Annotated in this window: 16 protein-coding genes; 9 read left to right on the top strand and 7 right to left on the bottom strand. The window is 44.4% G+C overall.

What is annotated here, in order from left to right; translation table 11 throughout:
• Positions 1-33 precede the first annotated feature (33 nt).
• Positions 34-1,245 (top strand): acyltransferase family protein, encoded by a 1,212-nt coding sequence (locus ACSLBF_RS17175; RefSeq protein WP_440054557.1) that lies wholly within the window; start codon positions 34-36, stop codon positions 1,243-1,245.
• A gap of 65 nt (positions 1,246-1,310) precedes the next feature.
• Here ACSLBF_RS17175 and ACSLBF_RS17170 read toward each other — a convergent pair whose 3' ends face one another.
• The 4 genes from ACSLBF_RS17170 to ACSLBF_RS17155 form a co-directional block, all read right to left on the bottom strand.
• Complete coding sequence (locus ACSLBF_RS17170) at positions 1,311-3,290, bottom strand: TonB-dependent receptor plug domain-containing protein (protein ID WP_440054556.1); 1,980 nt, start codon at positions 3,288-3,290, stop codon at positions 1,311-1,313.
• Between the two features lie 131 nt (positions 3,291-3,421).
• Positions 3,422-4,171, bottom strand: a complete 750-nt coding sequence (locus tag ACSLBF_RS17165; RefSeq protein ID WP_440054555.1) for a LytR/AlgR family response regulator transcription factor — start codon at positions 4,169-4,171, stop codon at positions 3,422-3,424.
• A gap of 85 nt (positions 4,172-4,256) precedes the next feature.
• Positions 4,257-5,582: a sensor histidine kinase gene (locus ACSLBF_RS17160; protein WP_440054554.1), complete on the bottom strand. Its 1,326-nt coding sequence runs from the start codon at positions 5,580-5,582 to the stop codon at positions 4,257-4,259.
• A 33-nt stretch (positions 5,583-5,615) separates the two neighbouring features.
• Positions 5,616-7,022 (bottom strand): sigma-54-dependent transcriptional regulator, encoded by a 1,407-nt coding sequence (locus ACSLBF_RS17155; protein ID WP_440054553.1) that lies wholly within the window; start codon positions 7,020-7,022, stop codon positions 5,616-5,618.
• Positions 7,023-7,271: 249 nt separating this feature from the next.
• Between ACSLBF_RS17155 and ACSLBF_RS17150 the strand changes: the two genes are divergently transcribed.
• From ACSLBF_RS17150 to ACSLBF_RS17115, 8 genes are all read left to right on the top strand, one after another.
• On the top strand, positions 7,272-8,525 hold the full coding sequence (locus tag ACSLBF_RS17150; RefSeq protein WP_440054552.1) for an efflux RND transporter periplasmic adaptor subunit: 1,254 nt from the start codon (positions 7,272-7,274) through the stop codon (positions 8,523-8,525).
• 10 nt (positions 8,526-8,535) lie between these two features.
• Complete coding sequence (locus ACSLBF_RS17145) at positions 8,536-9,243, top strand: ABC transporter ATP-binding protein (protein WP_440054551.1); 708 nt, start codon at positions 8,536-8,538, stop codon at positions 9,241-9,243.
• Between the two features lie 2 nt (positions 9,244-9,245).
• A complete protein-coding gene (locus tag ACSLBF_RS17140; RefSeq protein WP_440054550.1) occupies positions 9,246-11,642 on the top strand; it encodes an FtsX-like permease family protein in 2,397 nt (798 codons plus the stop codon).
• Positions 11,643-11,859: 217 nt separating this feature from the next.
• A complete protein-coding gene (locus tag ACSLBF_RS17135) occupies positions 11,860-14,247 on the top strand; it encodes an ABC transporter permease (RefSeq protein ID WP_440054549.1) in 2,388 nt (795 codons plus the stop codon).
• Between the two features lie 94 nt (positions 14,248-14,341).
• The gene (locus ACSLBF_RS17130) at positions 14,342-16,744 is read left to right on the top strand and encodes an FtsX-like permease family protein (RefSeq protein ID WP_440054548.1); all 2,403 of its coding nucleotides are present in this window, start codon (positions 14,342-14,344) and stop codon (positions 16,742-16,744) included.
• Between the two features lie 97 nt (positions 16,745-16,841).
• Positions 16,842-18,536, top strand: a complete 1,695-nt coding sequence (locus tag ACSLBF_RS17125; RefSeq protein WP_440054547.1) for an ABC transporter permease — start codon at positions 16,842-16,844, stop codon at positions 18,534-18,536.
• On the top strand, positions 18,503-19,150 hold the full coding sequence (locus tag ACSLBF_RS17120; protein WP_440054546.1) for an ABC transporter permease: 648 nt from the start codon (positions 18,503-18,505) through the stop codon (positions 19,148-19,150). Before ACSLBF_RS17125 ends, ACSLBF_RS17120 begins: the two co-directional genes overlap by 34 nt.
• A 432-nt stretch (positions 19,151-19,582) precedes the next feature.
• Complete coding sequence (locus ACSLBF_RS17115) at positions 19,583-19,876, top strand: DUF6482 family protein (protein WP_440054545.1); 294 nt, start codon at positions 19,583-19,585, stop codon at positions 19,874-19,876.
• Between the two features lie 229 nt (positions 19,877-20,105).
• Here ACSLBF_RS17115 and ACSLBF_RS17110 read toward each other — a convergent pair whose 3' ends face one another.
• From ACSLBF_RS17110 to ACSLBF_RS17100, 3 genes are all read right to left on the bottom strand, one after another.
• Entirely contained in the window at positions 20,106-21,914 is a 1,809-nt protein-coding gene (locus ACSLBF_RS17110; protein ID WP_440054544.1) for a PKD domain-containing protein, read from the bottom strand.
• A gap of 108 nt (positions 21,915-22,022) precedes the next feature.
• Positions 22,023-23,846 (bottom strand): PKD domain-containing protein, encoded by a 1,824-nt coding sequence (locus ACSLBF_RS17105; RefSeq protein ID WP_440054543.1) that lies wholly within the window; start codon positions 23,844-23,846, stop codon positions 22,023-22,025.
• Between the two features lie 220 nt (positions 23,847-24,066).
• The gene (locus tag ACSLBF_RS17100) at positions 24,067-26,505 is read right to left on the bottom strand and encodes a PKD domain-containing protein (RefSeq protein WP_440054542.1); all 2,439 of its coding nucleotides are present in this window, start codon (positions 26,503-26,505) and stop codon (positions 24,067-24,069) included.
• Between the last annotated feature and the right edge of the window lie 129 nt (positions 26,506-26,634).

The raw sequence follows: 26,634 nt of genomic DNA, 5'->3' as shown, positions 1-26,634 counted from the left end.
CCTCAGCTGAGGTTAACACAATAAAGGTGAAGCATGGATATTACGCAAACCACAATGTCCCGACGTGTGGAATTAGACTGGCTTAGAGTCATTGCCTTTGGGGCGTTAATTTTCTACCACATTGGTATGTTATATTCCCCCAATTGGGGCTTTCATTACAAAAGTGCCTATCTCGCGCCTTGGACAGAGTATCTGATGCTGTTGTTCTCGCCTTGGCGGATGTTGTTGATTTGGTTTATTTCTGGTGTGGCTCTGCGGTTTATCTTAGATAAATACGGACCGGCCAAGACTTTGTTGCAGCGAACCCCGCTGTTACTGTTGCCATTACTCTTTGGGGTTTGGTTTGTCGTACCGGTGCAGCTATTTGCTGAAATGGTGCAAGATGGCGCAATTTCGCTGACTTTTCCCGAGTTTTACCGACACTTTTTCGACTTGGATAGTCGCTACTTTACTGACTACCAGAGCGGTATTTGGCCACACGTTGACGTAAACCATCTTTGGTATTTGCGTGAACTCTGGCGCTTTACACTAATCATAGCGATCGGTCATTGGCTATTTACTTCACAACCGCTCGCTGCGATTAAACCTTACTTAACCTCTCAGGTTGGTGGTGTTTTGATATCCTGTTTTGCATTCATTGTGTTGTTGTGGGCACAGATATCTTTAGCCGGAGATGCAAAGCGAGAAGTGCAAGGGTTTATCTTTCTGGCGTTTGGTTATTTCATTGCCAGAAACGACTGCTTCTTTGAGATGCTCGCGAATAATCGAAAATTACTGATGTGGGTTTGCCTATTAAACGCGACGTTGTTATTACTGCTTTATCATTTTTATTGGTTGCCCAACAATGTCAGTAAGATGATAAAAGTCCTCGGGTTGCTCTCCTTGAGCGTGCAGCAGGTGGCAGCGGTTCTGGGGATCCTCGCATTGGCTGGTTACTATCTGAATCGACCTCATCCAATACTTCACAAGCTGAATCGCGCGGTATTTCCCGTTTATATTTGGCATCAAAGTGTGATCATTGCAGTCGCCTTTTGGCTTAGCCAGTATCAGCTTGGAGGCATGTTGGAATTTATCTTGATCGTGGTCGCCAATATTGTGGTGGCTTTAGCGTGTTTTGTACTCATACCCAAAATGGGGGTTTTGGGGCTGTTGATGGGATATCGAGCCAAGCATTTGCCTCTGCAAACTTGGTTTTGGCTGTTAGGTTGCTTGGTGGTCACACCGGTGATTTTAAGAATACTATAAATCACCAGATCACCGCGTGTTTAGCGGTGCTCTTGAGCTTACTGGCGACAAATATGTAAACGTTTTTACCAGCTTCCGCTGAGGGTAACGCTTAGCTCTGATGGCACGGTTTCCCTGACGTTCTCATACTCCCCTTTTGGCTGATCACGCAAACCTTGATAGTACTGCCTATGGTAATCATTAAATGCTTTATGTGGCGTGATATCGACTCGAATGTCTAGCTTTTCGGTAATTTTCCACTCCGTGTAAAGCTCGGCGAGCCAATGTGTACGCTCTTCTTCCACTTCACTCAAATAGAAATTTTGGATTGTCGTCGGGGCAGTTAGTTCTATTCCCCAGGCAAGGCCAGACTGTTGATAACGTAATGCCAGCGAAAATTCGTGCGGGGTTAAGCCTGTAATGGCTCTATTGCCAGAGACGGGATCATTGAAGCGAGCATGTTGGTAGCGATAAGAAATGTCTAACTTAAGCGATTGATAAATTGCATTAATATCTAATGTGACTTCTGTCTCAATACCAAATAACTCCGCTTTACCTGCATTACCAATACCACTGACACCATCACCTAGCGCTATGGTTTCGTGAATATCACGTTGCCATTGATAAAATGGTTTTACGCGATAGCTATGGCCTTGCATCGTATCGCCATCAAACTGGATCGCAAACTCGGTATAGCGCATGGGCTCTAAGCGGGTATTTGCCATATTAAAACGATCGAAGCTGGTATTTCTTGAGGGGAGAAATAACGCAAAATCGAGTTGCTCAACCGTGTGTTCTAGTTGCATGGAGGTACGTAACTGCTCGGTAAGTTTGCCGCTTATACGTAACATTGGCTTAAGAATTTGGTGGTCTCTTTGATAATCTGTGTCGGCTTGACTGGATAAGTTAGCCTGTTCAAGCACCAGTTTGCCGTAGAGTTGCCATTGTTCCGCTAAGGAAGTTGTAAAAGCAGCGTACGGTTCAATACGTGTCTCGGTAACACGGAAGCTTTGCCAGGTTGTTGACAGCAGAGCGTCGGCCATAGTTTGGTTGTAGCTGATTTCTATGCCTAATTCTGGTGCATAGTTAAGGTTGGGTTGATTAAACGCCAATCTTAGTACACTCTCCTTGTCGCGACGTAGACGAGAAAAGCTCAGTTGAGGGGAAAAATCGCCATGTTCCTGATCTTGTATAGACAAGTCATCTCGCTGATATTGGTGATAGCCGCTGATGCTTCCAACCCACTGGTAAAAAGGGATTTCTGACCAGTCCAAGCCCACTTCTACGCGTTTGGTTTTGGCATCTTCATGGGTATATTCGGTTGAGCGAATAGAGTCGACAAGGTTGTGAATTTGCCAATCGAAATCGGCTCGCCAGTGATTGTGTTTGGCGAATGCGCGCCAATCTAATTTGCCTAACGCAAGTGATTTTGCTGCAGTGAATTTAAATTCGCTGATGGTGTCGAATTCAATGTACTGATCTTGCGTTACCGTTGTTAGCTTGGTATTTGCATTGAATAACTTTGACAGAGTTTTACTTTGCCATTGAAATTCATTGTGTGTTAGCTGGGTATTGAATGACCAATCTTGCCAATTATCAGAGTAGCTGATAGTCATTTCATCTGGCTTATCCAGTGGTTGTCTATCTGCAAATGCCAAGCGCCAGTTGAGTTCGGCGTCAGATGTGTTGCGTATAATATTCACCACCTGGTTATATTGACTCAATGCGCTGTAAGGATGTGCACCGGAATACAGGTCTACACGCGTGATCTGGTTGCTTGGCAGCTGTCGTAAGTAGTCTTCCAGATTACCTGACTTTATCAGTAATGGCGTGCCGTTAATGAGCACGTTGCCATAGGCACTAGAGAGCCCGCGTGCATTGCTGCCTTCTTGTAATTGAAAGGCGGGTAGTTGTTCTAATAGTGCAAGTCCGTTGTGCACTTCCAACGCTCTGATCTCGGCGGCTTCATAGCTGCGACTAGGAGAGTCTTGATGTTCGTTTGCATTGGCAAAGACGGCAAACGTCAAAATCACAGGTGTACAAAAAAGAATGGTATGTTGGTTCATTATTGGTTTTTTACTCTATCAAATCCTGTTGTTCATTAAATAAAAACAAAGTTTATTTAACAATGAGTTATACGTGTGCGTCCGATAGTAGGGACGAATCGACCAATAATCTATAGGCGATTTGTTGCTTATTATGGTTGCTTGAGATTCTTTACCTGATATTGGTGTCTTACTTGCTTCTTGTAAGCTTTGCTTAAAGCGACTTCAGCACCTGAAGTTAATCTAACCGTCGCATTGCCCGAAGGTTTCACTTTAATTCGCTCCATGTATTCTACATTAACAATATGTGAGCGATGTGTCCGTATAAATTTATCGGTAGCGAGGTGCTGTGCGAGTTGCTTAAGGGTGCAGCGTTTTAAAAATTGTGCGTCAGTGGTGTGGATTTCAACATAATTGCCAGCGGCGTTAATATGGGTAATGTTGTGTTGCTGTACTAAGGTTTTATCTTTACCGTGATCGACCAACAGACAACTTGGTCTAGTTTCAATGACTTGTTTTGGCTTTGCCGGCGAGTGTATGAATAGATGCCAGATCATCACATTGATAAACATCACCATAAGGTGAGTTGAGGCAAAATAGTAAAGGGTATAAACAATCGCATCTTGATAAAAGAAATAATCGAATACTGCTTGAACGAGCATAATGACCAAATACATAATGAAGCTAATTCGACAGGTTGTTTGCCAACGTAAAAGCCCATTTTTTGCCTGATTTTCTAGCCAGTAAAAAGTGATTGGCGTGAACAAATACCAAATTCCCCACTCTTGCAACGCAAACCAGACAGGGTCATCAATGGTTTCACCATCAGCGGCGATTTGATTGTACAGCCATTGAGTGGCCGTTAAGAATAAGATCGCAATGGTCCAGCCCAGGGTCGACATTGCCCATATCTTGTGGCTTTTTTCTGAGCTAAGGTGTGACTTTATCATCGGTATGATCATTTTAGCGTAGCCAGACTTCCTAAGATTAACCGAAAATGCATCTAAAGCACGCGCCCTGAGACCTCGCGATATAAATCAAGTCTCCCCCATGATTGAGCATTATTTGCCTAGAAAGACTTAAGCCAATACCTGAGCCTTGTTGCTTTGTGGTAAAGAATGGTACGAAAATCATATCAACCACATGTTCAGCAATGCCAGCGCCACTGTCGCTGACTTCGATATAGTATTGACCTGCGCTATTAATTCCGGTGCTGAGCGTTATCCGAGCGCAAGCATCTGGTTGATTTAGTCGGTGTTGTTGCACAGCTTCGATAGCATTTTTAGTCAAGTTAATCAGTACTTGCTCTATTTGTGCTATGTCCAGCATGACCAACTGGGAGAGGCGGGCGTTCAAACGCAACTCGATATGACTTTTTTGGCAGTCGCTTAGATGGAGTTGATAGATCCGCTCGACTACCTGTGAGAGCTGTTGTGGTAACAGGGCTGGGCTTGGAAGGCTACTAACTTGCCTAAATCGACCAATAAATTCACCGAGATATTCAGTGCGTTGTGCTAATGTACGCAGTGCTAATTGCAGGTCTTGTTTGTCCTCCTCATCGTCAAATGAGAGGGTTTCAGGCAACAAGCCTTCACAGGTTTGTGCAATGGAGGCCAATGGCGTAATCGAGTTTGCCACCTCATGAGTGAGTACGCGTGTTAGTCGCTTATAAGCTTGCTGTTCTTTATTTTGTAGGGCATCTCTAATGGATTGTAAGGTGACAATCTTGCGAATACGGCCTTGGATCTGCGCGACAGTGATTTGTATAGACAAGTTATCTTGCTGTTCACCATGGTGCCAATTGGCGATGGTTTTCAAGTGCGACTCACAACATTCCACCAAGCTACTGATATGCTCAAGATCTGAAATATGAATGATTGATTTTCCTAGAAGTTTTACAACTGCGGGATTGGATTCAATGACCTTGCCTTTATCATCTAATACTACAACGGCGAGGTCGATATGAACCAATAGAGTCTGTAAAAAATGCGCTTGCTGTTCTGCTTGAAAACGGGCGTGTTGAATGTTGTCCCGGATCTCTTCTAGGTGTGCACGCATCGGGTGGTTTTTACTTAAGCCTAAAGAGCTATCTCCGTTGGCAAGAGACTTGAGCACCAAGGTCATCAGTTTATTTTGTTTATTAAATTGGTGATGCAACGAGAAGGTTAACGCCAAGGTTAGTAAACAGAAAAGCAGCCAAGTTGCAGAAAAGCCACCTTGTATATACAAGAAGGTGACTACGCCAAATGCCGTAAGCAAACCGATTATCGTAAGATATAGAGTCAGCGTCGGATGGTTTTTGAGTTGTAGCAAAAAAATTCCTTAAAATGTCAGTTGGTATCGCGGTTATAGGCCGTATTTTTCTAAGCGGCGATACATCGCACCGCGAGTGAGTCCCAACGCTTTTGCAGCATGTGACACATTGCCCTGAAAGTGAGTGAGAGCGGCACGCACCGTGCGCTGTTCCAATTCTTCCAGGTTAAACGTATCGGCTTGAATGTTAGGTATTGCTTGGTGGTCAGTCGAAGCGTGTTGAGAGGCATTGGAACCTTGCACTACCGTTGAAATATCCAAATACGCTCCATCGCTTAAGATCACCGCTCGTTCAATGGCGTGTGCCAACTCCCTAACGTTACCGGGCCAAGAATACTGTTGTAACAGCGTCATATCTGATGTTTTGATGCTCAGAGTCCTTTTGTATTTTTGTGAGAAGTGCGTTAAGTAGTACTCACTCAATAACGGAATGTCTTCAACACGTTCACGTAGTGGCGGCAGCCTAATTTCTATGGTGTTGATACGATAGAGTAAATCTTGGCGAAATCGGCCCTCATCTACCGCACTTTGTAGATCATCGTTGGTTGCACAGATCAGTCGAATATCAACGGCAATGGGTTTGCTACCGCCTACGGGAGTGATTTGCCTATTTTGTAACGCCGCGAGCAAGGTTGATTGTTGATTTAACGGTAAGTTGCCAAGTTCATCAAGAAACAAGCTTCCTTCATTGGCCAGCTCGAAACGGCCGACTTTATCGGCTTTAGCATCGGTGAATGCGCCCTTCTTATGACCAAACAGCTCGCTTTCAAATAAGTTGTCGGCGATTGCGCCCATGTCCAAGCTAATAAAGGTATTGGCATGTCGAGCACTGGCTTGATGAATGGCGTGTGCCGCAAGCTCTTTACCCGTGCCACTTTCTCCGGTGATTAAAATATTGGCGTCGGTGGCCGCAGCTTTTTCAATGGTGGAAAATACTTGTTGCATGGCGGCACTTTGCCCCAAAAAGGCGAAATTGTTGCTGCCTGATGTTTGATTAAGCGCTTGATTTAGTCCCTGTGTTTGTCGAGTCAGTTTACCGACCTGCTGTTTGTCTTTAGCGTGCGCAAAAGCGGCGGCAACGGCGCCAAGTAATTGGTCATTTTGCCAAGGTTTAGCAATAAAATCAGCGGCACCAGCTTTGATAGCGTCAACCGCCAGTTGAATATCGCCATAAGCGGTCATCAGTAGCACCACAATACTTGGGTCTTGCGCGACAATTTTTTTCAACCAATAAAACCCTTCTTTGCCGCTAATTGCGTCTTGGCTAAAGTTCATATCCAGTAAGATAACGTCTATCTGCTCGGTGTTGATCAGGGTTTCAATATCGAATGGTGTGTCTGTGGTGAGGACTTGTTGGTAGTGTTTTTTAAGCAAGAGCTTTGCTGCTACAAGAATGTCCGTGTTGTCATCGACAATTAAAATGGTGCCCGCTTGTTTCATATCCTGTCCGGCTTTTTCTTTTTAGCCTAACTCAAGTGGGTACAGGGCGTCTATGAGTATGTGTTCATTTTTGGACACTTTGGCCTAACCTGAGTGTTCTATTAGCGGACACTGCGATACTTTCAGTTGGGGTTTTGTATAATTAAGTTATTGTAATATAGGGTTTTTATGTTTTTGGCACAGTGTTTGATTATATCCATACATTACTAGCTCATTAGTCACGCTAAACGGACACTAAGAGGTGTAGTCATGGATAAGAAAATACAACGCTCAGGATTTCAAAAACACTTTAAAAAAGGGATCGTCGTAGTCGCTATGTTCGCTATTGCAGCGGCCGCTGTTGCATTCACCAACACTAGCGCAACTGGACCAAGCCAGAATGTGGATCTCAATAGCCTTACCATCAATACGGTTTCACAGGGGGCGTTTGTTGACGCCTTGAATTTACGTGGACAGGTGGTGCCTAAAACGACCATTTACCTCGATACCATTGCAGGTGGACAAGTGGAGGAGCGCTTGGTCGAGCAAGGTGAATATGTCACCAAAGGTCAGCCTCTGGTGCGGTTAAGTAACACTGGCTTACAGCTTGATGTGATGAGTCGCGAGGCACAGGTGACTGAGCAACTTAACTTTTTGCGTAATACGCAAATGGCAATGGAAACCAGCCGTTTAAACCTTCGTCGCGACTTACTTGAAATCGACTTACAGATTAGCCACTTAGAACGCCGATTTAGGCAATCTAAGCCGTTGGTCAGCAAAGGTGTATTAGCAAAAGATCGATTATCAGAAATTGAAGAGGACTTGGCATATTACCGTGCACGCAAAGAGCTAACACTGGAGCGTCAGGCGCAGGAAAACTCGATCCGTAAAGTGCAAGTCGAGCAGTTAGAAGACAGTGCCAGCATGCTACAAAAAAATCTGCAATTTGCGCGTAAAAACCTCGAAAATCTGCTCATCAAGGCTCCGGTTTCAGGGTACTTAAGTGAATTAGATGTAGAAATTGGCGAATCAAAAACACCCGGTGCTCGTCTTGGGCAAATTGATATCCCCAATGAATACAAACTGGTTGTGCGGTTGGATGAATTTTATTTAAACCAAGTGCAGTTAGGTATGGCAGTGAATGTACTGCTGGATGGTACGCAGCTGACCGCGTCGGTAAGCAAAATCGATAGCCGAGTTGCACAATCTCAATTTCAAGTCGAAGTCGCACTGCCTTCGGGGATCAGCGACATCAAACGCGGTCAGAGTATCGACATTGAGCTCATGCTTGGGGGCGATAAACAAAATGCGCTGCTGTTAAATCGAGGGGCCTTTTTTACCAGCTCTGGTGGCAACTGGGTATACGTTGTTTCAGAAGAGGGTCGTTATGCCAAGCGCAGAGAAATTCGCTTGGGCAAGAAGAATCAACATTATTACGAAGTACTGGATGGGTTAGCCGCGGGTGACAAAGTCATCACCTCTAGCTACAGCAACTTCGATAAAGCACAACAACTGAATTTTTAAGGACATAACAATGATTAAATTAACTAACTTAAACCGTGTATTTCGTACTCAAGACGTTGAAACAACAGCGCTAAACAACATCAACTTGGCAGTAAAAGAAGGAGAGTTTGTTGCCATCATGGGCCCTTCGGGTTGTGGTAAGTCAACCTTGCTATCGATCCTTGGTATGCTGGATTCACCCACATCAGGCAGCTTCGAATTTTCTGGCACCGATATCGCGGGTTATAGCGAAAAACAGTTATCGCAACTGCGCAAAGCGTCTATTGGCTTTGTTTTCCAAAGCTTTAACTTGATTGATGAACTTACCGTTTATGAAAACGTTGAGCTGCCCCTGCAGTATCAAAACATTTCTAAAAGTGAACGAAAACAACGTGTCGATGCCATTTTAAAACGCGTGGCCATCGATCATAGAGCGGAGCATCTACCGCAGCAGCTTTCCGGTGGTCAGCAGCAGCGCGTAGCGGTCGCAAGAGCATTAGTTATAAATCCAAAACTGATTTTAGCGGATGAGCCTACAGGTAACTTAGACTCTAAAAATGGTGAAGAAGTGATGACCATGCTGCGGGAACTCAACCGCGAGGGCACCACGGTGATCATGGTAACGCACTCAGAAAGAGAAGGCAGCTATGCAGATAGAATCGTGCGCTTGTTAGATGGTCAGGTGATGCTGGATAAAGCCAATGCGGTTGCACATCAACATAAGGAAGAGGTGGCTTAGCGATGGTCGGAAATTACATAGTCACGGCCTTACGGTCATTTAAACAACAAAAACAACACTTTATATTAAATGTGTTGGGTCTCAGCGTAGGGCTGGCTGCAGCAATTTTAGTGGCGTTATTTGCCAAAAACGAATTGTCTTATGACCAGCAACAGCCCAATGCTGAGCGTGTCTATCGTGTCGCGCAGGACTTTTCTCAGTTGGGGCTTGGAGTGATCCCAGTTTTTAACTATATCGCAGGCACAAAAGCACTGGAATATAGCCAAATCGAGGAAGTGTTTGCTATCAATATGGTGGAGTTTACCCGTGAAGCCATGGTAGATGTAAAGGTGCATGGTCAGGGCTATAAACTGAATGCGTTATTTGGTGCGACCCCAAATATAGAAAACTTTATTGATGTGACTACTTTGTCTGGCGACTTAAAAGAAGCCATGAGCATACCAGATAGCATTGCGTTAAGTAGATCAGAAGCGATAAGGCTATTTGGCAGCACCGATATCGTTGGTCAAACCATGCAGCATCAGCAAGGTCAATATACGGTAAGAGCGGTATTTCAAGACTTGCCCGAGAACAGCCACTTTGCATTTAAAAACTTAACCTATGTATTTCAAGATCCTGAAAAGTCTCATATTACCTCTAGTTATGTGTACTTTAGGCTAGCGCCCGGTGTTGACGTCTCTGAATTAGAAAAAACCTTAACGGAGAAATATTTTTACGGCGAGTTGAAAGGCAAATTATCGCTGCAATTGCACCCACTGCTAGACCTGCATTTTACCGGCAAATCCCCTTTTGAAATGAAAGTCGGCGGTGCGAAACAAGTGGTGATGATCTGCGTCGGACTGAGTGTGTTACTGATCCTCATTGCGGGTTTTAACTTTATCAATATGACTGTCGCACAATCGACTAAACGTGCCAAGGAAGTGGGTGTAAGAAAAGCTCTTGGTGCGAGTAAAACCCAATTGGTGACCCAGTTTTTATCCGAATCGGTGATGGTTTCGCTATTGTCGATGATCATTGCTTGCGTGCTAGTGGAGTTATTGTTACCGAGCTTTAATCATCTCATTGATCGATCTTTGCGTGTCGATTATGCCTCTATGTTTAGCGTGGTGGTTATCTCTCTGGCTGTGGTGGTTGGTCTATTGGCTGGATTATATCCCGCGTTTTTTATCTCATCATTTAGTGCCAAGCGAGTATTAAGCGGTGATCTGCAGCGTGGCAATACCGCAATATTTGTACGTAAGAGCTTACTTACGCTACAGGCTTCTTTAGCAATAGGACTTATTGTTGCTGCGATTACCTTACAACAGCAACTCGCTTATCTACAAAACCTGCCTTTGGGTTATCAAACCGCGCAGCGCTTGGTGCTTTCAGAGATCCCAGTAAAAGAGGTTTTTACCAAAGAACCGACGGCGTTAATCAACAAAATTGCCGCGATCGACGGAGTACAGCATATCAGCATCATTGATACTCAGTTGACCCGTTCAATTAATAATACTTTGTCAGTAACTTGGCCAAATGGAGAAAAGGCTGCAGGACTCACCCCGGTGATCGGTAGTAGCTACGAGGTAGTGAAAAGTCTTGGCCTCACGTTATTAGCCGGTCGAGATTTCAGCCGTGACTTTGCTGGAGATTGGGCAACTTGGTCAGATGGTGTGACCAAAGTCGGTGTGATTGTCACAGAGTCAGTCGCTAAGCAAGCAGGCTATACGCAAGTGACAGAAATGATTGGTAAAACCATCAAAGATAACAACTGGAACGTGGAAATGCGTGTTGTCGGTGTTGTAGCAGACGTGAAAGTAGGAAACAGCCAAGAAGCCAATACTGACATCATGTTCTTATTGGGCTATACGCAATTTAATCCAACCTCAGAGGTGGTATTAACCATCGAACCTTCACAGCTGATAAATATTAGACAACAAGTGCAGGACCTGTTGGCGCAAAATGCCAATGTGTTTGAACCAAAAATGAACCTGTTATCAGATAGCTATAAAGTGATGCTACGAGGTGATGAGCGCATTTCTAAAGTGGTGCTTATCTTTACCGGCTTGGCGGTGTTCTTGACTTGTTTAGGGACTTTTGGATTAGCGTCTTTTGCAACCGTTCGTCGTCAAAAAGAAGTGGCGGTACGCAAAGTATTGGGCGCGTCACGTATCAGTATCGTCAACATTTTAGCGAAGGAATTTTTGACTCTAGTGGTGCTTAGTGTCGCTATTGCTTATCCCGTCACATATTGGCTGGTCAGCGATTGGCTGGCCAACTTTAATGACAGAATTACACAAGCAAGTTGGGTATACGGCCTTGCGGCAATTGCCGTGGCTTCAATCACCTGGTTAACCGTCGCTAGTTTGGCGTTTAAAGCAGCCAGTACTCGCCCGTCATTGATCTTGCGTTACGAATAATATTTGGTTGAGTGCAGGGGTATGATACCAATTCGCTTAAATATCTGAACAATTTGAGAGATAAAACCTGCTGCTAACTACGTTAAAAATTTCTCATTTAGAACAACTAAATAGCAAAATTTTTACCTCGTTATCAACTAGCTTTTCTCGACTCAAAATTGACCAACTAATTAAGAGAATTGGTATGAAAGTGGTTTTTCACTTTTAAGGAAGAAAAATGTTTATTGTTTATTTGAATACAGCGTTGCGGGCAGCGAAGAAGCAAAAGTTACACTTTGCGCTCAACGTATTGGGTTTTTCATTGGGTGTGTCTGCGGCACTACTTATTTTGCTCTATACGCTGCATGAGCTGTCATTTGACAAGTCTCAGCCCAATGCTGAGCAGGTATACCGAGCTGAGGTCGACTTTTCAAAGTTAGGTCTTGGCACAATACCTACGGTCAACTATCCCCGTTTGTTACAGGCCAAAGATCTTGTTCAAATCGAAGACATGTTTGCATTATTTAAAGCAAAAGATCATGACCCAGCATTTGGCTATGTAAGCACAGGTGAAAACCAATTTCAGTTGAACAATCTTTATTTTGCTTCAAGTAACATTTTGAGCTTCATTGATCTCAAAATACTAGATGGCAACATCGAAACTGCGTTAAGTACACCAGAGCAACTTGTTTTAAGTCGCTTAGAGGCAATCCGGCTATTTGGCCACAGTGATGTCGTGGGCCAGAGCTTGCAATATAAGTATGGTGTTTATACCGTCGCGGCCGTTTTTGAAGATCTGCCAGCCAATACCCATTTTGCATTTGATAGCTTGGTTTATTCACAGCAACCGAATGAAAATCTTTTTATGCACATGCATTACGTTTATGTGCGTCTTAACACCAGCGAGAATATTCCAGCGCTAGAGAGTGAGATCACGCAGCGATTTGTGGCTGAGAGAGAGAAAGGCGCGTTGTCTATTAAATTAAAACCGCTATTAGATCTTCACTTACACCATAATGGATCATTAGCAATGCGGCCAGGTGGCGATATTCAAGTGATCATTGTGAGCATTATTCTTAGCCTTGCATTGTTGTTTGTTGCCGCGATTAACTTTATAAACCTGAGCATTGCGCAAAGTGGTAGTCGTGTTAAAGAGATAGGTATCAGGAAATCTTTAGGCGCTTCAAGAGTGCAGTTATTTTGGCAGTTCATCTGCGAGTACCTGCTTATCGCTGTGGTAACGCTGGTAGTCAGTGCGGCAATGATAGAGTTGAGTCTGCCTTGGTTTAATCATTTAGTAGCTAGAGAGTTGCAGTTTACTTTCTTCAGTTGGCAAGGTGCATTGCTAGTTGTGTTATCGCTTAGTGTCAGCATGCTTGCAGGTATTTATCCAGCACTGTATTTATCTAAGCTAAATCCTAAGGTGATGTTGTCGGACATGCCGTCTATTTCGGGCGGAGCAATTTGGTTACGCAAAATGTTGTTGATGTCGCAATTTATCATTGCGATCGCCCTCATTATTGGCGCAATTACGCTGCCGAGACAGCTAAGCTTTTTACAAACTTTGTCTCCGGGTTATAAAGCGGACAGCCGGTTGTACGTGAGAGAATTACCTAAAGATGAAGTGCTATCAGGCCCAGAGTCGCCTTTTATAGCAGCTGTTAGCAACATTGCCGGGGTGAAGCAGGTTGGGCCCCTTGATACTGACTTGACTCATGATATCAACTACAGCTTCAACCCCATCATGCCAAATGGGAAAGAGTCTGAGCAAGCCATCGCAGGGATTGGAGTCGGATTCAACGCGGCTTCTCTACTTGGTTTAGAGTTAATCGCAGGGCGAGACTTTATCTCTGAATATGCGTCGGACTGGTATGTTCGAAGAGGCGACGAACGTTTTGTCAGTGTTATTGTCACTGAGTCTGTTACTAAATTGGCTGGGTTTTCATCACCGCAACAAATGGTGGGAGAAACGATGCGCCGAGGATCACTGACCATGAAAGTGATAGGTGTTGTTAGGGATATGCAAATTGGTAATGCGAAGCGAGATAAATTGCCAGCAATGTTATTGCCCGGATATAGCCTGATGCCCACTGCCGCCATCATGATCGAAGTAGAAAAATCGCAGATACAAAAAGTGACTTTGCAGTTGCAGCAATTGCTTGCCTCGCGGCTTGGGATTTATGAACCTGAAATTGAGCAAGTGAGTGCTAATTTCAACGCAAACTTCAATGAAGACGCGCGTTTTATTCAGGTTGTACAGACCTTTAGTGTACTTACCTTGTGCCTAGCCATACTCGGCGTGGTCGGGCTTACCTCATTTACCGTACTTAAGCGCCAAAAAGAAGTCGCGGTTCGCAAAGTATTAGGCGCTTCCCGTATCGGCATCATCAATATCTTAGCAAAGGAGTTTCTTGCGTTGGTTGCCTCCAGTATCGTCATTGCTTGCCCATTGGCCTATTGGCTGGTGGACAGTTGGCTGGCCAACTTTAGCGACAGAATTGCGCAAGCAAGTTGGGTATACGGCCTTGCGGCAATTGCCGTGGCTGCAATCACCTGGTTAACCGTCGCCAGTTTGGCGTTTAAAGCAGCCAGTACTCGCCCGTCATTGATCTTGCGTTACGAGTAGCGTGTCACGCTTCACAGTATACCAATGTTATAAGCTGTGAAGCGCCATCGAATCTTGTTTCTAGCCTAATCGCTAGAGCTGAAAAGGACTGTATATGTTGATTTCACACATTATCACTGCATGTAGAGTGTTTAAACGGCAAAAGCTGCATTCACTATTAAATGTTTTTGGTTTAAGTATTGGTTTGGCTGCGGCCATGTTGGTTGCGCTTTTTGCTGAATATGAGTTGTCATTTGACCGCTCAGGACCCGATCACGATCGAATTTATCGCTTACATGTTGATGTTAACGTCCCCGGGTTAGAGGAAATTCCGTTGACCATGGTCAATGTTGCGCAAACCCTAACGTCGCGCAGTGATATTGAGGATTTGCTGATCCTTACCGACATGGTAGACAGCGACTTGCTATCTGAACATGTGAAGATTGCCGGGCGAGCTTATAAGTTACGTAACTTGTACGGCTCTTCGGCCAATATTACTCGCTTTATTGATTTGCAGGTTAAGTGGGGAGATCTTACTAAAGCACTATCGACGCCCAATCATATCGCATTGAGTGAAAGTGAAGCATCACGCTTGTTTGGCAGCGCAGGAGCTGCGTTAGCAAAAACCATGCAAATTGATGAACAAAGCTTTACTGTTGCTGCGATATTTGCTGATTTATCTGACAACAATCACTTTTTGTTTCATGCGTTAGCGCCAGTTGATTTTAACGAGCATAATGAAATATCCAGTTTTATCTATGTGAAAACCCACAAGCAAGCTGATCTAAGCAGTATTGAGCAGCAGCTAGCTACCAGACTTATCGCGCAATATCAGCTGAAAAACAGCAAGCTGGAATACCGTTTGGTGCCGATGCGTGATATTTACTTTAAAGCACATTCGCCATTTGAGTTTAAGCCGGGCGGTTCTGCTTTCTTGGTCGCTATGAGCTTGGGGTTAAGCGTGTTGCTATTGGCGATTGCTGCGGCAAATTATATCAATATTGCGGTGTCGCAATTGCTGTATCGGTGCAAAGAAGTGGCGATGCGTAAGGCGCTTGGAGCGAGCAAAGCACAGTTGTTTTTGCAGTTTTTATTGGAAGCGGTGTTGATGGTGGCGAGCGCGACCATCTTAGCGTTGTGCTGGGTTGAACTCTTATTGCCGGGATTCAGTGACTTTGCTAACAGACCGCTGCAACTGTCTTGGAGTTGGATGCAGGTCGGCGCAATAGTGCTTATGGTAATGCTGCTTGCGCTTATATCCGGTGCGTATCCCGCGTATTGTGTTGCTAGAGCATCATTAAACACCTTATTGGCTGGGCAGCTACGTGTTGGTAGCTCAGTGCGAAAAGGGCTACTGATATTTCAAGCCGCAATGGCCATTGCATTAATAGTATGTAGTTTTGTGAGTCTACAGCAGCTTGCTTATTTGCAATCCTTGTCAGTTGGCTATGATGCTGAGCAGCGTATCGTTGTTCATGACCTTAGTAGTAAGCAATTAATGCAACAAGAGCATGCCATTTTAAATGAGATCCGTGCGTTGCCAGGGGTAGTACAAGTCACCACGACGGATACCGACTTAACCGAGAGTATCCTAGAGAGCTTTTATTTTCGTTGGCCTAATGGCTATGAAGAAAGTGAGCTTCCGCCGACCATCGGCACAGGGTTTCATGCAGTTGAGACATTAGGATTGTCGTTACTTGCAGGTCGGGACTTTTCACCACAATTTCAAAGCGACTGGTTACATTATACATCAGCAGATCATGACCCAGAGGCACCGCAAGCAATGGCGATTTTGGTGACAGAACAAATGGCTAAACGTGCAGGTTATCGTAACGTTGAGGATGTTGTTGGGCTACAAGTTACTGGACTCTATAGAAATGTCACCGCAACCATTGTTGGTGTTGTGAAAGACATCAAAGTAGGCTCAGCAAAAGATGATTGGCTACCTGTTTCATTTTCTAGTGGTTATAGCTCGCAATCTACGGTTCAGTTGGTGATCCGCACCGAGCAAGCCAACATGCCGCAGTTACTTGATGCGTTACGGCAACTCCTATTCAAATTTAACCTCACTGCCGATCCGAAGTTCAGCATGATGCAGCAAGATTTAGCGCAAGTGTATCGCATTGAACAAGATCTCTTTGTACTGATCCAAACCTTTTCTCTTTTGGTGATGGTACTGAGTTGCCTTGGCTTATTTGGCCTCGCCGCATTTGCAGCAAAGCGTCAGCAAAAGCAATTGGCAATTCGCAAGGTGCTCGGCGCCACAAGGCTCAGCTTAGTAAACCTGTTAGCGCGAGAATTTATGCGTGTTATCGTGATGGCGGCGGTGATTGCTTTACCGTTTGCTTATTGGGTGATGCACCAGTGGTTGAACAGTTTTAACGAACGTATTGAGCAAGCATTTTGGATTTACGGTGCGGCCGTGCTGGTGGTAGCGATGTTTACTTGGCTGGTAGTGGCTTCATTGGCGTTTAAAGCGGCGAGCACTCGACCTTCACTAATTTTGCGATGTGAGTAATTAAGCAATGTTATTCAATTACTTAATTACAGCGTACAGAGCTTTTGTTAACAACAAACCACACTTTTTGCTCTCCGTGTTTGGTCTAAGTTTGGGTATGGCGATCGTTATGCTTATTGGACTGTTTGTGCAGCATGAACGTTCTTTTGACCTCACCCAGCCTAATGTAACCAAGCACTTCCGACTGGTAATGCATGCACAAGAGAATAACAATGAGTACATTTTAACGACGCCGCGTGCGGCTAAGCGGCTCAACGAGATCGCGGGTATAGAAGATGTTTTCTATCTATTTAAGACGTTGATGGTCAGTGACGATAAGGTGGTTGTGGGTAATAATGCTTTGCAGTTATCTGCCAATTATGCGGCCACTGCCAACATAACTAATTTCGTTAACATTAAAATACTGGCGGGGAGTTTATACAGTGCACTCAATGAGCCAGATAAAATAGCTTTATCGCGTTCAGAAGCATTGCGTTTGTTTGGTAATCACAGTCAGCTGCAGTCCTTACAGGGTAGAAAATTACAACTTAAGCATAATAACCAAATACTTACCGTGACGGCGATTTTTGAAGATTTGCCGATCAATAGTCACTTTTATTTCCGGTCTTTGGTGAGCTTTTCGCCCTACGAGAACATTCGGGGCAATGTTGCGCATACCTACGTGGCTGTGAGTCCAGAGGCTAATACCGAGCAACTAGCGGAAAAAATAACCGAGATATTTCAGCAAATTTGGCAATGGCAGGGAGTAAGCTATCGTTTACAAGCAATACGAGACATCCATTTAGGAAACAATTATGCACAAGACATGAAAGTTGGCGGTGCACTAAGTTCGGTAATGATCTCTGTGGTGATGGCAATCCTGCTGCTGCTTATTTCGTGCGTTAACTACGTAAATTTCAGTATTGCGCAAGCCTCGCAGCGGGCAAAGGAAATCGGTATACGCAAAGCGCTGGGAGCGAGTCGACTGCAGTTGTTCAGCCAGTTTATGACCGAAGCTATGCTATTGGCATTGTTGGCGATTGTTGGTGCGTGTGTATTGGTAGAACTGGCATTGCCTCACTTTGTTGAGTTGTTAGGTCGACCATTACCATTTACAGGATGGCAGAGTATGCTCTGGCAAATTTTAGGATTGAGTTTGCTGGTGGGAGTGGCTTCTGGTGTTTATCCAAGCCTGTATCTTTCTAGGTCAAATACCAAAGCCATTCTTAGCGGAAAGCTGCAGCGTGGTCGAGCTGCGACTTGGCTTAGGAAAAGCTTGTTATCGGTGCAGGTTGTTTTGTCTATTGGGTTGCTGATAGGGTCACTTACAATAACCAAACAATTGCGATTTTTGCAGTCTTTGCCAGTCAACTATGGAAAGTCGACACAATGGGTGATTGAAGATATGCCAGCTTCGATCATTACCGAACCGAGACACCGTAATATGCTAGACATATTAAAGCAACAGGAAGGTATTCAGGCCGCTGTCGCGTTGGACTTTTCGATTACACAATCAACCAATGCAGGCATTTTTATCGATGATCCGAGCACGCCAAATAAGCCGTTCTCATTGTCACTTGCAGGTGTTAGTGGAAACGTAGTTGAAGCACTAGAGCTGCAATTATTGGTTGGACGAGATTTCTCAATTGCACATACATCGGATTGGTATAGCGCAAAAAACAATCAAGCGTTATTATACCAGAGTCGGTACTGCCTTTACTTGGTTACGAAGACCCAAAAAGTGCACTTTCCCAACAAATTACCTTTGCAGCTGGACCTGTGTCTCGGGCAACTGGGACCATCGTTGGCGTAGTTAAGGACATTAAAGTTGGCCCCGTTAATTACCAAGGAGCGCCTGTCGTGTTTGTTTGTGGCTTGGGTGTTGGTGGCAGTTATTCGCTGATTGTTAAAGTTGACAATCCCAATTCAAAGCAGCTTAAACAATCCCTTACGCACTTTATTGAGTCGCGGTTCAACATTGCACCGCTCAAATTGTCGTTACTGGATGATAACTATCAAGCTTTGTATCACGAGCAGCGACGCCTTAATCAGGTAGTCGGTATTGCCAGTGTGTTGTCAGTTGTGTTGATTTTGTTGGGGGTGTTTGGATTAACGCGCTTTATTGTCAAGCAAAGACAAAAAGAAATCGCGATGAGAAAGGTGCTAGGCGCTGGCCAGTGCAGTATTGTGAATACCATCGCGAAAGAGTTCTTATTTTTGGTACTTTGTAGCAGTGTGGTTGCAATGCCGGTGTCCTATTTTGTGCTGGGAAATTGGCTCGCAGGATTTAATCAGCACATTCCTCAATCGATTTGGACATACGTAACCGCGATATCGGCGGTGTTAGTTGTTACTTGGTTGACTGTTGCCGTACAGGCATATAAAGCCACCCGCGTGCGTCCATCGTTGATTTTACGGCATGAGTAAACTTAGCTTGAACGTAATCACGCGAGAAGTGGCTATTTGCAGACAGAGTAGAATATGAAAGCGATAGGTCTAATAATCTCGCGTGTAACAACCGCACCTCTAATATCATTAACATTAGATTACCTAACGATAGATTGTTGGCTTTTCTGGTGATCTAGTGGTGTTTTGTGCTGAGCAGAGCCTCACCGTGGCTGCGTTTTTGAGTCTTTGGACACTTCCAGTGGCCAGCTATTACTACCAGCAAACGCTTTGATATTAAAAACGACTCTCATTGGGCGTGAATAACAGGTTCAAAGTAATAGGGTTTTTCCAAAACCTACATTTATTTTAAAGACGGGGTGAATAAAAAATGAACTATGTTGTGGTTTTGTGCGTTTAACATTTTAGTTATACCAATATCATTGGGCATTCCTTCAGTAAGAGGACCAGGTTATGTTAGCGACAGAGTTAAGAGAAAAATTAGCTGAGCATGCATTAAAAGCGGTGGTGTTGAGCTACGCGGATTCCAATCACTACTTGGCAGGCGGGCAGGATGCCAAAGGCGAGTTTTATTGTTTAAGCGACGAGGCTGGTCGTTTTAAAGCGTTTAACTCACTGCGTGAAGCCGAACAAGCATTACAGAGTTTAGGTGCTGAACAGGCATTGTTTCGAGTAGAATCAGCATACGATGAGTTCGGTTCTGAACAGCATAGTTCGGTTACTATGGAGCGCGGAATGTTTAGTTAACCTCAGCTGCGCATAAGCGAATTTGCCCAATAAAGCTATTTTGCCACACTCTCTTTGTTGTTTTCACTCGTAATAGCCGACTATTACTTCGTAAAAACGCCTTGATATTGAGCAAAATACCACCATTGGATGTTAAAAGCTAAGCGCCATCTTAATTTTGGATTACCAAAATCCTTATTCGCAGCTGAGGTTAGGTAAGATGCCAGCCAAGCGCTGGCATCTTTGGCAGTTATTCGGTAACTGTAATGAGGGTCGAAACCTGTTTAACTGTGGTTAATTCCCCATCATTGGCGGTCACCGTGACCAAATAGCTCCCTGCCTTACTAACGGTAAACTCTGTGCTTTGGTAGTTCGGACGAGAAAATTCAACCTTGGCTCCTAAGTCATCTTCAACAGACCAATTGAATACCAGTGGATCTTCGTTAGGGTCTGTAGCGATAGCTTCCAAGAGAATTGGCTTATTGACCTTAGGGTTGTCATCTACGTTAACACTTGAAATCACTGGGGCTTGGTTGTTCGGCCGGCGAAGTGTCATTGCCTTAACAAAAGGTTTGCTTGTTAGATGACCGTCGGAAGTTACCAGTGTGATTTCATAACTGCCACCGAAATCAAAAATGAGCTCAGCTTCATAGTAATTCAGAGCAGCGATTGTTGCCGAGCTATGTGCGGGCTTTTTGGTAATTTGCCAGTGATGCTCAAGTTGAGATTCGGACTGCTCTGCATCTTTGCTATTGGCTTCAAGCACCACTCTTTTTCCTTGATTAATCGCTGGTTTTTTGACGACAAAGCTGGCCGAAGGCGGCGTATTTGCAGTGACTGCATGGAAAACATGAACTTTGGTATTGCTTGATTCACCATCGGAGACGGTTAGGCTAATTAAATAACGTCCAACATCTTCTGCTACAAAAGTGGCCTGCGGGTCTTGGGTTGTGGTTAATGTATATTTTGTTCCTGCAGGTTCGCTTACTTGCCATTGGTAGCTTAACTGATCACCATCTGGATCATGGCTGGTTGAACCATCAAGAATGATTTCTTGGTATGTTAAGCCACGTTTTGGTGCATTGACAATGTTTGCGGTTGGTACAGCATTATCGCCTTCAGCCACGACAGTTATAAGCTCAATTGTTGAGCTTTTATCTTTATCGCCTATTAACATGAGTTGTACGGAGTATTCACCTGCGACATCAGGGGTAAAGCTGGTTTCTAGCGTGCTATTACTGGTGAGTTCTGTTTCACTCTCTTTCGGTCCACGATTCAGGAACCACAAAATAGTGGTTCCTTTATACATGGTGCTATCGGCGGCACTTATATGAACAACATCACCAACTTTGACAGCAGCAGGTAAGGAAATAACAGGTTTTAGCGGTGTATTGGTCACATCAATATTTGCTGAAAACACTTCAGTGTCGACCCCATCTGATACCAGTACCGATACTTTGTATTTGCCAAGCGTTGTGGCTTTGAAAGAAATTTTTGCTTTATTCTCATCGCTTACCGTAAATTCAGCGTTCTCGGTTGGCGCGTTCACAATCCACTGGAAGGTCAATCTATCGCCATCGGGATCGGAACTTCCACTGGCGTCGAAGGTGGCGACTTCATCGGGATAGAAGTTATCAAACTTATAATTGAATCTTGCTACCGGTTTTTGATTGGCTTTATCTGTAAGCGTGGAAAAACGGGTGCGCGTGACTGAGCGTTTGTCGTCACTATCAATGATAAATTGCAACTCATACTCACCTTCCACATCCACGGTAAAAGTGGGCTGTAATGATTTTGGATCACTGAGTTCAGATTTACTAGCTTCCGGCTTTTGCAACCATTGCCACTGATATGATGCGCCCTTTGGGATTAGGCTGCTGGTAGCATCAAGCGTAAGCTTTTTACCCACTTTGGCTGTCGTGACAGGTGCTATCCGAGCAACCGGCTGCTGGACATTCTCCGTATCTATTACAGGAAGGCCGGTAGAATATGAATCGCCACCACAGGCTGTCAGACCAATGGTGAATACCACGGCTGCGATAAGTGTTATCGCTTTCATACAATCACCTTTGATTATGGCTTAAACTTGGACTTGCAGACGCAAGTCCTATCCTTCATTTATCATTTTAAAGATGCCAGCGGTAAAACTGGCACCTAGATTGGCAGGTTATTCGTTAATGCGAACACCCTTGGATCGCGGAATACGGCTTTCTAGAGTGCCATCACTGGCATAAACACCGACAACGTAAGCCCCTGCTTTGTATATCGTTAATTCTGCTTTCGACGTTGTTGATGGCTTGAGCTCATAGCTTCCACCACTCAATGACCTTACTCTCCACCGAAAAGTGAGAGGCGCGCCTTCAGGATCAGATGCAATCGCTTCCAGAGTGATCGGTACACCGATTTCTATGTTTTCGGGAATAATAATTTTGCTAACAACGGGTCTTTGGTTTGTTTCGTGCTCCAGCTCAAGTTCCTCGGTATAAGGTTGACTTTCCAACTGTCCATCTGACGCGACGACTTGAACTTTATAAATACCACTGGCGTCGAAAGTTAACTCTGCATGTTCATGATTAAGTTGCTTGATGCTTGCTTTGCTACCATCAGGCTGATGTTCGATGGACCATCTATAAATCAGAGTGTTGTTTTCATCATCGCTACCACGCGCTTTTAATATTCGCACAGGCTTAAGAGGCTCTTTGGGATATAGTACTGAAAAGCTTGCGGTTGGTGCCGTATTACCTGACACAACTCGGTGTGTTAAGGTGGCTTTATGGCTTAACTCACTATCTGACACCGTCAAACTAAAGCGGTAACTTCCTTTGGTTTCAGCCATAAATGTGGCGTTCGCTTCGCTTGTGTTAGTGAGGGTGTAGCGAGCACCTTCAGGCGCTTCAACTTGCCATTGATAGCCTAATGTATCACCATCGGGGTCAAAGCTGGCTGCGCCATTAAGTGTGACTTCTTCATGGGTTGTGCTTTGCGTCGCAGTATTTCGGATAATCGCTGTTGGTGACGAATTGGTCTCATGATTTTGAACCGTGATCTCCGCTATTGCTGTGCTGAAATCACCGCCTTCGTCAGCAAGCATTAACTGCACCGAATACAAGCCTGCCACATCAGGAATGAAACTGAGTGCCATGGTATTACTACCATGTAGCTCAACTTTACTATTCTCTGGCTTATTATTTAGTCTCCAGGTTAATTCAGTGTTGCTATTTAACGTGCTATTTCCTGCTGTTAAAAATACCTCATCACCAATTTTGGCAGACGATGGGGCAATAATTACGGGTTTTAATGGCGACTTAGTGACGTCAATGGTTTTACTGAAAGTATCAGTCAGGGTGCCGTCCGAAACCGTTAAGTTGACAACGTACTTACCAACTGTTGCTGTGCTAAATGTGGCTTTAACCGTATTTCCTTCAGTGATGGAGTACTCCGCGTTATTTCTAAAAGTATCGACGCTCCACTGATAAGTTAGCTGGTCTCCGTCGGGATCGGAACTGCGACTGGCATCAAACGTCACGGCTTCATTGGGATAAAGGTTGGTAGTGTCTGCAGAAAAAGTCGCTGTTGGTTGTTGGTTTTCCGTTGATTGTTCCAGAGTAAAACTCACATTGGCAGCGGATGTTTTGTCACCGTTGGTAAGAAGTAGTTGTACCTCGTATTTACCTGCGACGTCGACCGTAAAACTTGGCTGTAGCGTTTTGGTGTCACTCAATTGTGCTTTGCTTGACTCTGGTTTTTCTAACATCAGCCAGAGGACCATGGTACCTTCGGGGAGCGAGCTGGAGGAGCCATCTAAAGTGATGGTTTGTCCAATCTCGACATCATTAACAGCATTTACTTTAGCTACTGGCGGTTGTGACTTTACCTTGCCATCATCGACCTTTGGTGGGGGGTCTTTTTTGGGGGATGAACTTGAACTACCGCCGCAGGCAGTTAGTCCCAAAGTTAAAATTGCGCTTATCATAAGCGTGACAGCTTTCATAAAATTTCCTTTTTAAGTTCCTTTTTTAGGGATGTTATAACAAAATCAATACCACCACATAAATTTGCGGTGATTTTTATCTATGATTTTGTTATTTGAATACTGGAAGTTAGTTCAATTTGGAATAAACGCTCTAATTCAGGACGCGATAGCATATTTGAATACCAGGAACCATGAAGGAATTAAGCGCCGAGTAGGGCGCTTAATTCCTTTTACAATTTTACTCTACGGTCAAACTGAACGCTTTAGTTGCAACCGCACCTGATTTGTCGTCCACCACATTGAGTTCCACGTGATAGTTTCCCGTGTCGGTAGGGGTAAATTGTAAGCCAACGCCCTGTTGAATTGTGTCCGTAATCACTTGGCCTGTTGGGGAGAACACTTTCCAGAAGTAAGTTAAATCACTGCTTTCACTGTCTTGATCTACCACAGTGGAGGTAAGTTGGAGTAGCGAGTTGCGTGATGGTGTCCCTTGGTAACCTATTGATGTGATGCTCGGCGTACTATTTTGCGCTTCACTCACTTTAACTGCTGCCACGGTCCAAGCCTCTAACTCTCCGTCTGAGGCGACACATTTCACAATATAGCTTCCTGCTACATCAAAAGTGATTGCAGCTTGATCGCCAGTATCATTAATGACAGCTTGACTGTTATCAGGCTTTGCGTAAAGAGACCAAGTGTAAGTCAGCGTATCGCCGTCTTTATCTGAACCAGTGACATAGAAAGTTTTGGTTTCACCTTCTGAAGCTACAGTGGTTTTCGGACTAATTTCTATTCTGGGTGCGTAGTTCTCAGGGTCTACGTATAAATGTCCTGGTGCAATGTCACTCAACTCGCCATTACTGACTTCAACTTGATATTTGTAAAACCCTTCAGAGTGCGGTGTAAACTTAACCGTATGGGTGTTTTCGTCTTCAACAGAGTAGGCCATGTCGGCTGTTTTAGGTTCGAATGTCCATTTGAATGTGAGTGGTCTGCCATCCAGATCTCGACTTCTTTTGGCGCTTATTTCAACCGTATGGTTTACTCTACCAGATTCCGGTCTGTCTAGATAAACCAAGGGCCTAGATGGGTCGCCATATTGCGCTGTAAAAGTATGGGTATCTTCACTGAGTTTTCCATTTCTGTCTTTAAAGCTTAAGCGGATCTGATATTGTCCGGGTTTGTCCACAGTCATGGAAGTATCGAATCCATTAACACCAAGGATAACAGGGTTGCTATCCTCTGGTTTACTATCAATGCTCCACAAAGGTAAAACACTGCCATAAAACTGGCTCTTATCGGTACTGTTGAGCGTCACTAGGGTGATCAATCCACTAAGGGTGACTTCGGTTGGTGCGGTGATAACGGCATTGAGAGGCTTAGCCGTTGCAGGCGGTTCACCGGCAACGGTTATGTTGGCGGATTGACTATGAGATGCTTTGCCATCTGTCACCGTTAATGTAATGGTGTATTCCCCTGGAAAACGAGAGGCGAACGAGGCCACGCTATTTTTTGGGCTGACCAAGATATATTCAGGAACATTTTCAGGCGCTTTAACTTGCCACTGATAACTTAAGTTATCGTTATCTTTGTCCGAACTAGCTCTACCATCAAGCTTTAAATATTCATTTACCGCGATTTCTTGCTTGGTGAGTGTAAAGCTGGCAACTGGCGGTGTATTTTCTGTTGGTGGCGTTTTGTCTTTTATCGTAATAGTAAATTGGGCTGTGGCTTCATTTGCACCAGAGCGAATAAATAGTTTAACGATATAGGTACCCGCGACATCAGCGGTAAACTGGGTCAGCGTGGCGTTAGGATCTGCAAATTGCGCCGTGCTCCCCGTCGGTTTGGCAGCCCAGCTCCACGCTAGTTGAGCATTTGCTGGGATGGTGCTGCTTACAGCACTTACTTGCAGTGTATCGCCAGTATAACCTAGTACGCTAGATTGGATTTTAGCGATGGGGATGATGGTAGCAGCTTTATCCTTTATCGTGATTGAAAACTGCGCTTTAGCTTCATTTTCGCCTGATGTTATAGTCAATTCAACGATGTAAGTACCTGCCACATCCGCTGTAAAGTATGTTTGTTGGGCATGTTCATCGCCAAATTTTGCCGTGCTGCCATTCGGTTTGGTTTGCCAGCGCCAAGACAACTTAGCATTGGCAGGGATAGTACTACCAGCTGCGCTCACCTGCAGTGTATCACCTACATAGCCTTGCGCAGTCGATTGGATCTTAGCGACAGGAGTTACGGAATCAACTTTATCTCTTACGGTAATGGTAAATTGTGATTTGGCCGTTTTTCCATTTGATTCAATCAATAGTTCAATGATGTAAGTACCTGCCACGTCCGCAGTAAAGTGCGTTTGCTGTGCTGTTGTGTCTGCAAATTGCGCTGTGCTGCCATCAGGCTTGCTCTGCCAGCGCCAAGACAACTTAGCATTAGCAGGAATAGTGCTACCAGCAGCGCTTACTTGCAGTGTATCACCAGCGACACCTGATGCACTCGATTGAATTTTGGCAACGGGTTGTGTGCTGGTTGAACCTCCACCAGTAGTGCCGCCGCCTCCAGGAGAGGTATCTACAGGTTTATCTGAAGATGATTTGTTACTTGAGCCGCCACATCCAACAAGTAACAAAGAACAGCAAAGTATTGATGTTATTAAGCTTTTGTTCATTTAAAAATCCTTCTTGTACCTTGAATCGGGGAATTTATACTTTTGTATTAAATTATTCCAGTTAAAAAGTGTACAAAGTAAAAAAGTGATTGTTTCAGTTTTAAAGTTTCGACTATAATCCGGTTAAAT

The organism is Pseudoalteromonas sp. T1lg65, assembly GCF_051930985.1.
Taxonomy (GTDB): Bacteria; Pseudomonadota; Gammaproteobacteria; order Enterobacterales; family Alteromonadaceae; genus Pseudoalteromonas.
This window is presented reverse-complemented; position numbering and strand designations above follow the sequence as displayed.

Excerpts from the sequence above, each read along its gene's own strand:
- ACSLBF_RS17175 (WP_440054557.1), top strand. The coding sequence starts at position 34 with ATGGATATTACGCAAACCACAATGTCCCGACGTGTGGAATTAGACTGG.
- ACSLBF_RS17170 (WP_440054556.1), bottom strand. The coding sequence starts at position 3,290 with ATGAACCAACATACCATTCTTTTTTGTACACCTGTGATTTTGACGTTT.
- ACSLBF_RS17165 (WP_440054555.1), bottom strand. The coding sequence starts at position 4,171 with ATGTCGACCCTGGGCTGGACCATTGCGATCTTATTCTTAACGGCCACT.
- ACSLBF_RS17155 (WP_440054553.1), bottom strand. The coding sequence starts at position 7,022 with ATGAAACAAGCGGGCACCATTTTAATTGTCGATGACAACACGGACATT.
- ACSLBF_RS17150 (WP_440054552.1), top strand. The coding sequence starts at position 7,272 with ATGGATAAGAAAATACAACGCTCAGGATTTCAAAAACACTTTAAAAAA.
- ACSLBF_RS17145 (WP_440054551.1), top strand. The coding sequence starts at position 8,536 with ATGATTAAATTAACTAACTTAAACCGTGTATTTCGTACTCAAGACGTT.
- ACSLBF_RS17140 (WP_440054550.1), top strand. The coding sequence starts at position 9,246 with ATGGTCGGAAATTACATAGTCACGGCCTTACGGTCATTTAAACAACAA.
- ACSLBF_RS17135 (WP_440054549.1), top strand. The coding sequence starts at position 11,860 with ATGTTTATTGTTTATTTGAATACAGCGTTGCGGGCAGCGAAGAAGCAA.
- ACSLBF_RS17130 (WP_440054548.1), top strand. The coding sequence starts at position 14,342 with ATGTTGATTTCACACATTATCACTGCATGTAGAGTGTTTAAACGGCAA.
- ACSLBF_RS17125 (WP_440054547.1), top strand. The coding sequence starts at position 16,842 with ATGGCGATCGTTATGCTTATTGGACTGTTTGTGCAGCATGAACGTTCT.
- ACSLBF_RS17115 (WP_440054545.1), top strand. The coding sequence starts at position 19,583 with ATGTTAGCGACAGAGTTAAGAGAAAAATTAGCTGAGCATGCATTAAAA.
- ACSLBF_RS17110 (WP_440054544.1), bottom strand. The coding sequence starts at position 21,914 with ATGAAAGCGATAACACTTATCGCAGCCGTGGTATTCACCATTGGTCTG.
- ACSLBF_RS17105 (WP_440054543.1), bottom strand. The coding sequence starts at position 23,846 with ATGAAAGCTGTCACGCTTATGATAAGCGCAATTTTAACTTTGGGACTA.
- ACSLBF_RS17100 (WP_440054542.1), bottom strand. The coding sequence starts at position 26,505 with ATGAACAAAAGCTTAATAACATCAATACTTTGCTGTTCTTTGTTACTT.